Here is a 13,027-nt window from a genome sequence, read left to right on the forward strand (position 1 = left end):
AGCTCCTATTCGTCTACGCCATATTTTTTATCTAACGTATTCATTTTGAAAACGTACACAAAAATCAAAGCTACAAAGGTATAAATCGCGCCTTGCTGGGCGAACCAGAAGCCAAGTTTAAACCCAAAAAAACGTACTTCATTTAGTACATCTACAAGTAATATGCCAAAGCCAAAAGAGACCACAAACCATACCGCTAATAACTTAAACAGTAATGAAATGTTTTCTGCCCAATAAGCTTTTGCTTGTTCTTCATTTTTAAAAGCCATTTTTATTTTCCCCTTTAAACATCGCAAGATTACGATGGGTGGTTTTTTATATTCGTTAATCAATTTAGCAACGCTACTCAAATATTGAATTGCGACAATAGTCGTAACAACATGTTAACGTTTTCGTAAACTGTAGGCGCTTAATTAGTAAACAACAAGTGAACTACTTTAATTTCAATAAGTTAATTAATTTATTTGCGAGGTGTTTACGCCAATTTTTGAGTAAACCGTGGGAATAAGACATTAGTCTAACTAAATAACCAATTTAAAATAAATCATTAAAAATCAATACTTTATTTTATTTATAGATAATATAAATAAAATGTATACCCCCCTATTTAACCCGCAACCAAATATTGTAAAAACCCAAACTACCTCAAACGCCAACTGACGCTCGCATCTTGAAATAGTTTGGGTATAGTTATGGCAAATTATAAAAATATTCTACAAGGTTAAATAAACATGACGGCTGTACTACTCATTGTTGCCTTTGGCTACATAGGCGTGCTGTTTTGGCTGGCTAATTGGGGGGATAAAACCACGCCACTTGCCAAGCGTATTAGTCATCACCCGTTTGTGTATTCATTTGCACTAGGTATTTATTGCACTTCATGGACTTACTACGGCTCAGTAGGCACAGCAGCGACCAGCAGCTGGAGTTTTTTACCCATATTGTTAGGCCCCGCTTTATTGTTTTTTTTCGGTCAAGGCTTTTTACGTAAACTGGTACTGGTGAGTAAAAAACAAAATATCACCACTATTGCCGACTTTATTTCAGCCCGCTATGGTAAGCGTCAAACCACCGCCATTATGGTGACAATAATCGCCTTATTGGCCACCATTCCGTACATTGCATTGCAATTAAAAGCACTCAGCTCTAGCTTTTTACTCCTACAAAACAGCAATCAGATATCAGGGGATATTTTAGCGCTATCGGCCACGTTAATGATGGCGCTATTTGCTATATTTTTTGGTACGCGCAAAGTTGATGTAACCGAATACCGTTCAGGTTTAATGCTCGCAGTGGCGTTTGAATCTCTAGTTAAACTGTTTGCCTTAGCCGCCGTTGCAGGGCTTGCGATATACAGCTTATTTAATTTACCTACCCAAAGTAGCAGTCAAGTTGCCGAGTCTATTTGGATGCACTGGACACACTTTGACTTTTTTAGTTTTAATTTTATCGGCCAGTCACTTATGGCAGCAGCGGCTATTATTTGTTTGCCACGCCAATTTCATGTAACCGTGGTCGATAACCAAGATAAGCGCCATTTATTCACTGCGCGTTGGGCCTTCCCACTGTATTTATTACTAACAGCAGCAATGATTTTACCTATTGCCACCGCTGCGATTCACCCAGAAATAGGCCGCAGCTTATCACCAGACAGCTTTGTACTTGCCTTACCTATGCTGCACAATAATGCTTTTTTGACTACGTTTGTGTTTATTGGGGGGCTTTCAGCAGCTACAGCCATGATTGTTGTAGCCACATTAACGTTAAGTACCATGATCTCAAATGATGTGGTACTGCCGTTAATGTTACGTCGTAAATTTAAACGTAACTTAATTACCAGCAGCTATAAATCACGTATTTTACTAGTGCGTCGATTTACCATTGCCGGAGTACTTATTTTAGCTTACTTCTATCAGCAATGGTTTGGAAATGGCAGTGCACTGGCTAGTATGGGGTTAGTTGCTTTTTCATTGGTATCGCAACTATTGCCTGCCATTGTGGGTGGTTTATATTGGCGAAAAGGCCATGCCTATGGGGTTTATGCTGGACTACTCGCCGGCGTGATATGTTGGGTGCTGTTTTTAATGTTGCCTATTTTAGATGCCCCCAACCCACTAGACAGTGAGTTACAACAAACCCTAATAACGCGCGGTACACTTATCGCTTTGTTTGCTAATATTGGCTGTTACATTAGTTTTTCGCTAGGGGCTGAAGAGCGCTTAATCGACAAAATTCAAGCGGCTGCTTTTGTTAATCCTAAAGATCAGGCTATTTTATCGCGTCGCTTAAATAAAAATGTAAAAGCCACGGTATACGACTTCAAAATACTGCTACAAACCTTTTTAGGCATTCAACGTAGCCAGCAAGTATTATCACACTATGCGCTTCATCACGACTTAAACGACAACAATGCTCACCCTCGCGCTGACTTTATTGCTTACTGCGAACGTGCGCTTACTGGGGTATTAGGTGCCTCATCGGCGCAAGCACTTATTCATACCGTATCATCGGGCAAACGCATGGCGTTTGAAGAAGTGGTAAACTTTTTTGATGAAACCACACAAGCACTGCAGTTTAATCAAAACTTATTGTTTACCTCGTTAGAGAACTTAAGCCATGGCCTATCCGTTGTTGATAAAGACCTAAACCTCGTTGCTTGGAATAAGCGCTACAGTGAAATGTTTAACTACCCCGAGGGCTTTTTACAAGTTGGCCAACCTATTGAGGAAATAATCCGGTATAACGCAGAGCGCGGTGAATGTGGCCCAGGTGAAATTGACCGTCATGTTGATAAGCGAGTTCAGCATTTAAAAAATGGTAGTTCACATCACTTTATTCGCCATCGTCGAAACGGCCAAGTGTATGAAATGATCGGTAACCCACTTCCTGATGGCGGATTTGTAACCAGTTTTTCTGATATTACTACTCACATTAGTACTCAAAATGCGCTAGAAGAAATTAATATGGACTTAGAAAACCGTATTGAAGCGCGCACCCAAGAAGTACAAACAATTAATAGTAATCTACAAGCACAAATAGATAGCCGCGTACAAACAGAGCAAGCACTTACTTTAGCCAAGCGTGAGGCAGAAAAAGCTAATGATAGTAAAACTCGCTTTTTAGCATTGGCCAGTCACGATATTTTACAGCCATTGAATGCTGCACGTTTATACCTTGCCGCGATTGATGAAACACAACTAGACACCACGAATAAAAATAATTTTAATAAGCTTGGCGACAGTTTAGATTCAACTGTGCATTTAATGTCGGCCTTACTCGAAATTGCAAAATTAGAACAAGGCGCAATGACCCCAAGCCCACGTCACTTTTGTATTGACGATATTTTAGACCCTCTCAAAAGTGAATATGCCATTTTATCGAGCGATAAAGGACTGTCATTTACAGTGCGCTCAAATAAGCAAATAGTGCATAGTGACATTACCTACTTGCGCCGAATACTACAAAACTTGCTGTCTAATGCGATTAAATACACCGAAAATGGCCGAGTGCTAATTGCCTGCAGAAATCGAAAACACAGTTTACGAATAGAAGTATGGGATACAGGCCCGGGCATTAGCGATATTGAACAGGCAAAAATATTTAACGACTTTTACCGAATTGAAGCGGGCGACAATAAAGGCGTAGGCCTTGGTCTAGGGGTAGTTAAACGTATGGCTGATTTACTGAGCCTGCCGATTGATGTCGTTTCTTTACCTAATAAAGGCAGTCGATTTAGCATAGAAGTGCCTTATGGTGATGCGCAATTAGTGCAACAAAAACAAACAAATCAAAATATCGTAGACAACCGCGCTGCGATTAATATTATTGCCGTTGACGACGATCCTGAAAACTTAGCCGCGATGGCCAGCTTATTGAAAAAATGGCGGGCAAATTACACCTTATTCGACAAAGTTGATGCTGTGTTAGCGTATGCTAAAGCGCATGCAGCGCCCGATGTTATTTTAATGGATTATCAATTAGGTAATGATTGGGATGGCATTACTTTAATTAAAACACTGCGAGAGACTTGGCAAAGCGACATTCCGGCAATTTTAATTACCGCGGTGCGTGACACAGAGCTAAAGCAAACAACCAAAGCTGAAAATATTCATTACCTAAGTAAACCAGTAAAACCAGGTAAACTTAAGGCCCTGCTTAATCATAGTACTTGACGATTAATAAGAGTTTAAGCCCAGTAAGTACTGGGCTTAAACTTAACTATGACTGCGCTTTCTGAGTTTTTGGAACAACCAACTTAGCCCTACCAGCGACAGCCCTAAGCCAATAAACGATAATGCTTTTAGAAGTCCCGTTAAGTTTGCCATATCAATTAAAAATACCTTAACAATTACAGCGCCAAGAATACCAAGACCAACATTTTGCAGTAACCGTTGCTGTTTTAAATGCCCGGCTATCACGACCAGTGCGCCGAGTAACAACCAAATAACCGAATAGCTATATAGTTCGGCGTCACTGGTTGCTTTATCAAGATAAATAAAGCCACCTTGCCAATATTGGCGGATCAAGGTATTGATAGCTAACAGGGCTAATAAACCAGACACTCCGAGTGTAATTTGACTCAATTTAGCATTTAACGATTTAACTAAACTCGCTAACCATAACGCCAGTAGGCTCGGTACCAACCAAATTAAAATCACCCAGTTAAATATTGGCGTTTCAGCAACATAAAGACGCATTAATAACGGATTATTATCCAGCGTTGTATTGATTAATAACAAGCCAGCTAACGCTGATAAAATCAAACCTGCAGTGCGGTATAACTTACCCAGCTGCCCTGCACTTTGCGCGCGATATAAATAAACGCAGCCTAAAGCAAGCAAGTTACAGCTGAGCAAAACTTGCTCATAAAAACTTAAAGAAAACAACTGAGGGTAGTGCCCTACCAGTTGATAACTGGTTTCGGTTGTCACAAATAACGCTAAACAATGCAGTGCCGCCCCCTCTAACCATATTTTTAGTTTTGAAGTATTAAAACATTTAGCCGCTGCAAAAAATAACCCAATACACAGCGGGTAAACAACTAAGCTCCAATGCAAACCAAAGATAGTTAGATCATCATAACTAGGCGTCCACGGCGATAAGGTAAGGCGTAAAAGTAATGCCGCCACAAGGGCTTTTATTGGCCAGTGTGGCATAGCCACACTGTATTTTTTTATTAATAAGCTCAGCAGTAATACTTGAACAGCCAGTGCAATGGTAAGGCCGCTATCGCTCAGTAGCATAGTAATTGCTAAAGTGATATTGGCGTTTGCTCCCACCCAATAACTAAAACGCTGCCATAAGGTTGTATTATTTTGCGTAAATTTAATTAACACCGCACTCATTAAACATAACAATACCGCCCAAAGTGGATAAGCGGTTGCTAAAGCCGTATTTGGGATCATCGCATACAAAGTGCCAACTAATGCAAACACGCTTAATGAAGCAAGCAAATGAAAAGCTAATCGTTTTGGGTATTTATTACCAAAATAGAGTCCATAGCCACTTAACCCCAGAGCAAGTAATAAGCCTAGCCCATATTCGTTTTTAAAAATAAATAACGCATCATCAAAGGCATAAGTTTGTTTAGCACTGACCACTAGTAACAGCGCAATCACTAAAGAAACCCCTTGCCATGCATCCCAACGGCTATTTTTTAACACTAAAAATAGTAACAAAGCGATGCTTAACAACGCCACGATTTGCCATTGTAAATTAAACAAACTCAATAGCATGGCAATCATTAAAGGCGCCATAAAGGCCAGTAATAATCCGTGATCTGGAAATAAGTTAACTAATCGTTTGAAGCTGTGCGGGCGCACTTCAAGGGTATTAAAGCCCAAGCCTAAGCGTGCAATAGCGATTAAGCCTAAAATACTTAGTAACGCATAAGCGCCTATTAACCACACTGTGTCATAGTTAAATAGAGTGAGTCCGACCAAGTACCAGCCTATATGCCCTACCCACAGTAAATACCACAACCACACTCGCTGTACTTTATGTGCCACAACCGCTGCGGCAACACTCACAAGGGCAACATAAATAAGTAAAGAAAATAACTGACCACTGCCCGTATTTACCCAAATAGGAACACTGTATGCGCCTATAATGCCAATTACAGCAAGTAAAGGACCTAACTTAATCGCCATTGCACTGGCGCAAAGAGCAATCACTGCTAAGCCAATAAATGCCCACTCAGCACTTAGCATGGTAAAGCTGTTATAGGCCAAAAACATTAAGGCAAAGCAAGTCATAAAGCCGCCACTGGCAAGGGCTGCAGGAATGTAATTATTAAAGCCTTCAAAAACGATACGTTTATAATGTAAATAATACGCTGCTGCGATTAAGCCAATGCCAAATAATCCACCGGCACTGAGCCTCATCGCAGGTGAAAGTAGCCCCGCCTCTAAACTGTACTTGGCTAAAAACACGCCACCTAAAGCCAAAGCAATAGCACCAATCCAAGTCATCCAGTTTTGTTCAAAGCCTGCACGTAATTGTTTAAAAAGCAGTTCAATACTCGATGGCTTTTTAATTGCTACTTTAGGTAGTGGCGTATGTTTAATGCTCGCAGGTTTATAATCAGAGGCAGGAATGTCTGAGCGGTTTAGAGGTATTGCGTTATCTACTTGAGGGTCAGCGGAGGATTTTTCATTTTTTGCTGCATTTGAGCTTAACTCGAACTGTAATAGTTTTAGTTTTAATACTGCAACCTCTTGTTTAAGGGTGTTTAATTGCACTAAGGCCACTAATCCACAAATAGCCCCTGCAACAATCGCAATAGATACAATAATTGCTAATCCGATTAACTCATCCATACAGTCCCTTTTTTATCTCGCAACACAAGTCCCCAAAAACAGCATGAGCGAAATCTATTTTATAAAATTACTATGTTTAAGCAACCTCAAGGCGATCACGGCCTGCTTTTTTGGCTCGGTATAATGCCTGATCTGCACGTTTCATTACATTGTCAAAGGTCTGTTCGCTACTACGGTGCGCAATACCTATACTAACCGTTAAAGAACGCTGATTTTGTACTGTAATAGTACGAGCCGTCTCTAGAATAGTCTGCGAAAAGTTAAGTACTTCATCAAGCTCATAACTAGGCAGGTAAGCGGCAAACTCCTCACCACCTATACGAGCAAAAATATTTTCATCTTTAAAAAGACGGTTCACTTTATCAGCAAACTGTTTAAGCACCTTATCGCCCACATCGTGGCCATAATCGTCATTAATACGTTTAAAGTGGTCGAGATCTATAATTAAAACAGTGTAAGGATTATTAACAACCTCCTTCACATGCTGATAAAAGCAGCGACGGTTATACACTTTGGTTAAATCATCCATAATAAACTCTTGCGCTAACCGGTTGTGCATTCGCTGCATAAAGTGCATAGTTTTAAATAAACCATAAGCGGTAATTAGCATACCTAATGTGCGACATAAGTCTTCTACGTAATTGCTTATCCAAAAAGGCTGACGTATTACTTCATCGAGCACATCGGCAGTAGAGCCTACAATCCATAGCATTAAACCGATACTGACGTATAAATACGCTTTTTTAGCTAACCGTGAACATTGCACTACAAAAAAATAGCAAAAATCACCACTAAATTAATAAAGTCAGTGGTAAAGCCATAGAGGTTTTGGGCTATGTCTAATCGGGGAAAGTACATCAACGAAAAAATTGAGAAAGCGATAATAAACGCCAGCATAGCTAAAATTAACAGCTTGTTTAATCTGGTAATTTTTACAAAGCGGCTGAGCTTGAGGCTCACTTTTTCCGGATTCATCATGGGCTGTGTTTAAATTTATTATTGTTAATAAAAACTATACCATAAACTTAAACTGCTTTATTTATATTTGCGTACTAATTATCCAGCCAATAGCAATTAAAATAGTTAATCCAATCATGGTCTTAGTTTTGTGCTTGCTGATAAGTCGCTCAGCTTGATTGCCCGCATAATACACCACGATTGCCAAACCAAAATAGCGTATAGAGCGCGCAATCGCAGATGCCACTAAAAACAGTGCCAGCGAATACTTAGTTGCACCAGCGGCCAGCATCGCAATTTGAAACGGAATAGGAACGATACCTAGGCTTAACACAAACCAAAATCCTTGTGCCTGCATTTTTTGTTTTACGTTTTCAAACTGCTCAGGGCTTGAGAATGTGTTGATAACCCAATCGCCAATGATATCAAATAAGTAATAGCCTAAAGCATAGCCAAATAACGCACCTACAATACAGCCTAGTGTTGCCATTAGGGCAATTTGCCAAAGCTTTTCCCGCCTTGCTTGCATAAGCGGTACCAGCACCGCCTCGAGTGGAATGGGCACTATGGTGGATTCTAAAAATGAGGCGATAGTAATCCCACCCAGCATATTTTTAGACTCAATAAACTGACGTGTTTTTTGCTTGAGCTTTTTTTGTATAGCCATAAACGTCCTGTTAGCAATTAGGTAAGTGATTAAATCATCTCATAATTAGGTTAATGCTACCTGAAGAAATACAGTCAACATAGTAATCAGTAAAAGACTGCTTTATTATCTTTATATACCATTATACTTTTAAAATTTTCACAATATGCAAACTGCTCGCTACATTCCTTTTAGAAAACACGACATCATTACAATGTGCGCCAAAGAGCTTACCAAAGACCAACAAACTTCTTTTAAGCAGCTTTGTGAACTTTTAGCCAGCTTAATTCACTTTCAGTACCATGGCACACTTGAGTCATTAAAAAACAATTACGCGCCTTTTGACCCAAATAGCGATACTCGTTTAATAAACAGCGTGACTGATGAGCAAAAAGCTCTGTGCCAACGCGATTTTGCTAAAGATTTCGCCAACGTATTAAATGCGGCTAATTTTGAAGTGATCACCCATCAAGACTTACAAGATGCATTAAACGAAGAATCGCTTTTTAAAGTTCGCCTTGAGGTAGAGTTTGAGGATTTTGAAGAAGTGGTTTTTTATCGCAGAGGCGAATCGCAACTAACCGAAACCATAACCAGCTTTTGGGGGTTACGTAAAAAGCCACTGCATTTTACCAACTACGATCGCGTAGCAGTATTTATCCGTTTTAAAGATAAAGCCTATTTTGAATCAAAAAATAAACTACCTATGGGGTTTGAGCCCAGCTCAACCATAGTAAAACTATTTCAAAATGTGCCAAAAGCTGACTTAGAAATGCTATTCCCTAATAGCGAAGTACGGATGCGTCCTATTGATAAAGTGATTATTGGCTCGTCAGCACTTATTGGCGGTGCGGTGGTGTTAGTTACCAAACTGGGCGCCTCATTACTTCTACTGTTTGCTTTGTTTACATTTTAGGGAGGGTTTAGTGATAAAGTCGTTACCATGACTCAGCAGCACTTTATTACGTTAGCCATTGGTATTGGTGTATTTGGCAGTTTTGTATTTAAAGAGTGGAGTAAATTTAAAAACCGTAAAATTAAATTTATGAAAGCGCTGAGCGATAATCTGTACTTTAAAAACCTAGATAACAACGCCGGTGTTTTTCATACACTAATAGACGCCGCCGAAGAAGAAGACATAAAAGAAGCCCTACTGGCCTACACGTTTTTACTAAAATCTAAAAATGGCTTAAGTGCTCACGCACTTGATGAGCAGATAGAGACGTGGTTTAAAAGCAAGTACCAATGCGAGCTAGATTTTGAAATTAGCGACGCGCTTGAAAAGCTTGAACGTATGCATTTAGTAACTTGCACAAACACCCTATATAACGCGGTAAATCTAGAGCGCGCAAAAGCCATATTAGATGAGCGCTGGGATAGCCTATTTCAATATAACTAAGCAACTCCTTACTTAACAAAAAAGCAGCTGACACTTCAGCTGCTTTTTACGTTATTACCTAATTTAGGCTGTTTGCTGCTTTTTAAATTTTGCATGCACTAATTTATAAAGTGCTGGTAAAATTAACAATGTGAGCAAAGTGGATGACATAATTCCACCTACCACCACGGTTGCCAAAGGCCGTTGTATTTCAGCGCCGGTACCGGTATTTAGCGCCATAGGTATAAAGCCTAAACTAGCCACAAGCGCGGTCATTAGCACTGGGCGTAATCGCTGTAGTGCCCCGCTATGTATTGCATAATATAAGCTTAACCCCTCATTTCGTAATTGCTTAATGAACGACAACATCACTACACCGTTTAATACCGCAACCCCACTTAGCGCAATAAACCCCACACCCGCTGAAATAGAAAGCGGCATATCTCGTAGCAATAATGCCAATACCCCACCGGTCAGTGCCAGTGGTACACCACTGAATATAATAAGTGAATCACGCAGCGATCCAAAAGCACTATAAAGTAAGCCAAAAATAAGCAATAAAGTCACAGGCACTACCAACGACAAACGCTTACTCGCCGATTGTAATTGCTCAAACGTACCGCCGTATTCAAGCCAATAACCGCTGGGTAGGTTAAGTTGTGCGTTCATAGTCGCTTGGGCATCTCTTACAAAGCTGGCTAAATCGCGTCCTGTTACATTCGCTGTTACTACCACATTGCGCTTGCCGCTTTCGCGATTTATTTGATTAGGGCCTTTTTCAATACTGATTGTAGCCACTTCTCCAAGCGGTACAAATGCAAGCTCAGGGTTACTACTTTGAGGTAATGCAATAGGTAAACGCGCAAGCACAGAGACATCATCAGACCAACGCTTATCTAAGCGTACTAATAACGAAAAGCGCTTATCACCCTCATAAATTAGCCCTGTTTGCACCCCACCAACAGCAGCGGCAAGAGTTTGTTGAATGTCGTTTACAGTCAATCCTAGTAGCGCCATATGGTCTCGCATTGGGGTAACAGAAAGTGTAGGCAAGCCCTCCATTTGCTCTAAACGTACATCAGTAGCACCGGTAATATTTCGCATTAAACCAGTGGCTTTTTCGCCAAACTGTTTAAGTGTGGCTAAATCGTCACCGTAAATACGCAGCGCTACATCGGCACGCACACCGGCAATTAACTCGTTAAAGCGCATTTCTATAGGCTGGGTAAATTCATAGTTATTACCCGGTACCTCATTCACACGATGACGAATTTGCTGCACTAACGCGTCTTTACTTAGTGACGGATCTGGCCATTGCTCACGCGGCTTTAACATTAAAAAAGTGTCGGCAACATTAGGTGGCATAGGATCGCTGGCTACATCCGCGGTGCCAATCTTTGAAAATACGTTTGTAATTTCAGGTTGCTCTAATAAAGCCTGCTCCAACTGCTTTTGCATTTGCACCGATTGTTCAATACCGGTGCCAGTAATACGCAGCGCATGCATTGCAATATCACCTTCATCTAGCTGGGGTAAAAATTCGGCGCCCATATTTTTAACTTTAAAGCCAAGTACTAGTACTAAAACCGTGGCAATGCTCACCATCACCCACGGTAATTTAAGCGATAAGTTAAGCAGTGGCTTGTAGATTTTTTTAACACCACGCATTACTGCATTTTCGCTTTCATCTACTTTACCACGCACAAATACGGCAATTGCCGCCGGCACAAAGGTAACAGCAAAAATAAGTGCACCTATTAACGCAGCAATAACAGTAAACGCCATAGGCTGAAACATTTTGCCCTCAACACCACTGAGCGCAAATAGCGGTAAATACACCAACATAATAATTAAAATACCAAATACGGCGGGGCTAAACACTTCTTTGGTGGCTGAAGTGACAACCTCTAAACGCTCACTGAGCGTAAGTAAGCGACCATGTTTATGTTGAGCCATCCCTAATTGACGAAGGCAGTTTTCAACCACAATCACCGCGCCATCAACAATTAATCCAAAATCGATTGCACCTAAGCTCATTAAGTTACCCGAGACTCGATTGCCCACCATGCCTGTAATAGCAAATAGCATACTCAGCGGAATAACCATGGCGGTAATAAGCGCACCAGTGATGTTCCCGAGCAATAACAGTAAAATGACGATAACTAATACCGCCCCTTCAAACAGATTTTTTTGAACTGTGGCAATGGTTTTATCAACCAGGTTGGTACGGTCATAGACAGGCTCAACGATAACCCCTGCAGGTAAGCTTTTTTGTACCTCTATCAACTTATCAGCCATGGCTTTGGCGACCACACGGCTGTTTTCACCTATTAGCATCATTGCCGTGCCTAGTACGGTTTCTTCGCCATTATAGGTAGCCGCGCCGGTTCTGAGCTCTTTTCCTAAATACACATTTGCCACGTCTTTAATTCGCACAGGAGCATCATCACGCTTGGCGATAACGGTGTTTGCTATATCGGCTAATGTTTTTAATTGCCCAGGCGAGCGCACTAAATATTGGCCGTCAAAGCGCTCTATATAACCGGCTCCGCGATTGCTGTTATTAAGCTCAAGTGCACTAATAACATCGTTGATTGTTAGCTTATAAGCGATGAGCTTTTCTGGCATGGGCGCAACTTGGTACTGGCGCTCAAAGCCACCTTGGCTGTTTATTTCGGTTACGCCTTTTACTTTTAAAAGCTGCGGACGAATAACCCAGTCTTGCAAAGTACGTAAGTCTTCGGCGTTATACGCCGTACCATCACTTTTTAACGCATCGGGTTTTGCATGCACGCTATAGGTAAATATTTCACCTAAACCACTGGCAATAGGTCCAAGGTTTGGCTCAACATTATTAGGTAAATCGGCGCGAATACTTTGAATACGCTCACCAATTTGTTGACGTGCCCAATAAATATCGGTGCCTTCATCAAAAATAATGGTTACTTGAGAAAGCCCATAGCGAGAAAGCGAACGGGTATAATCAAGCTTAGGAATACCCGCCATCGCTGTTTCGACTAAGTAAGTGATACGCTGCTCAACTTCAAGCGGCGTAAAACCAGGCGCTTTAGTATTAATTTGCACTTGCACGTTGGTAATATCGGGGACAGCATCTACCGCTAAGTTTTGGATGTTATACACACCAAACCCAGCAAATAAAAATGTCAGTGCCAGTACCATCATGCGGCGTTTAACCGCAAAAGAAACAATCCAGTTAATCATGGTACC

5 protein-coding genes and 2 pseudogenes are annotated in these 13,027 nt (G+C 40.9%); 2 read left to right on the forward strand and 5 right to left on the reverse strand.

Annotated features, from left to right (window positions below):
- Positions 1 to 5: 5 nt before the first annotated feature.
- Entirely contained in the window at positions 6 to 269 is a 264-nt protein-coding gene (locus ND6B_RS14400) for a DUF4212 domain-containing protein (RefSeq protein ID WP_008464847.1), read from the reverse strand.
- A 462-nt stretch (positions 270 to 731) separates the two neighbouring features.
- Between ND6B_RS14400 and ND6B_RS14395 the strand changes: the two genes are divergently transcribed.
- On the forward strand, positions 732 to 4,172 hold the full coding sequence (locus ND6B_RS14395; RefSeq protein ID WP_033102870.1) for a hybrid sensor histidine kinase/response regulator: 3,441 nt from the start codon (positions 732 to 734) through the stop codon (positions 4,170 to 4,172).
- Positions 4,173 to 4,214: 42 nt separating this feature from the next.
- Here the strand turns inward: ND6B_RS14395 and ND6B_RS14390 are convergent, their stop codons facing one another.
- From ND6B_RS14390 to ND6B_RS14385, 3 genes and pseudogenes are all read right to left on the reverse strand, one after another.
- The gene (locus tag ND6B_RS14390; protein WP_033102871.1) at positions 4,215 to 6,818 is read right to left on the reverse strand and encodes a DUF2339 domain-containing protein; all 2,604 of its coding nucleotides are present in this window, start codon (positions 6,816 to 6,818) and stop codon (positions 4,215 to 4,217) included.
- 76 nt (positions 6,819 to 6,894) lie between these two features.
- A pseudogene (locus ND6B_RS19545) lies at positions 6,895 to 7,793 on the reverse strand (diguanylate cyclase).
- A gap of 64 nt (positions 7,794 to 7,857) precedes the next feature.
- Positions 7,858 to 8,442 (reverse strand): YqaA family protein, encoded by a 585-nt coding sequence (locus ND6B_RS14385; RefSeq protein ID WP_033102872.1) that lies wholly within the window; start codon positions 8,440 to 8,442, stop codon positions 7,858 to 7,860.
- A 145-nt stretch (positions 8,443 to 8,587) separates the two neighbouring features.
- Between ND6B_RS14385 and ND6B_RS19550 the strand changes: the two are divergent.
- Positions 8,588 to 9,820: pseudogene (locus ND6B_RS19550) on the forward strand (TMEM143 family protein).
- Between the two features lie 63 nt (positions 9,821 to 9,883).
- On the opposite strand, the gene ND6B_RS14380 reads toward ND6B_RS19550, so the two are convergent.
- Complete coding sequence (locus tag ND6B_RS14380; RefSeq protein ID WP_024601306.1) at positions 9,884 to 13,021, reverse strand: efflux RND transporter permease subunit; 3,138 nt, start codon at positions 13,019 to 13,021, stop codon at positions 9,884 to 9,886.
- Positions 13,022 to 13,027 lie beyond the last annotated feature (6 nt).

This window comes from Pseudoalteromonas sp. ND6B, assembly GCF_000764215.1.
Lineage (GTDB): Bacteria > Pseudomonadota > Gammaproteobacteria > Enterobacterales > Alteromonadaceae > Pseudoalteromonas > Pseudoalteromonas tetraodonis.

Coding starts and splice junctions, on each gene's coding strand:
- ND6B_RS14390 (WP_033102871.1), bottom strand. CDS start 6,818: ATGGATGAGTTAATCGGATTAGCAATTATTGTATCTATTGCGATTGTT.
- ND6B_RS14380 (WP_024601306.1), bottom strand. CDS start 13,021: ATGATTAACTGGATTGTTTCTTTTGCGGTTAAACGCCGCATGATGGTA.
- ND6B_RS14385 (WP_033102872.1), bottom strand. CDS start 8,442: ATGGCTATACAAAAAAAGCTCAAGCAAAAAACACGTCAGTTTATTGAG.
- ND6B_RS14400 (WP_008464847.1), bottom strand. CDS start 269: ATGGCTTTTAAAAATGAAGAACAAGCAAAAGCTTATTGGGCAGAAAAC.
- ND6B_RS14395 (WP_033102870.1), top strand. CDS start 732: ATGACGGCTGTACTACTCATTGTTGCCTTTGGCTACATAGGCGTGCTG.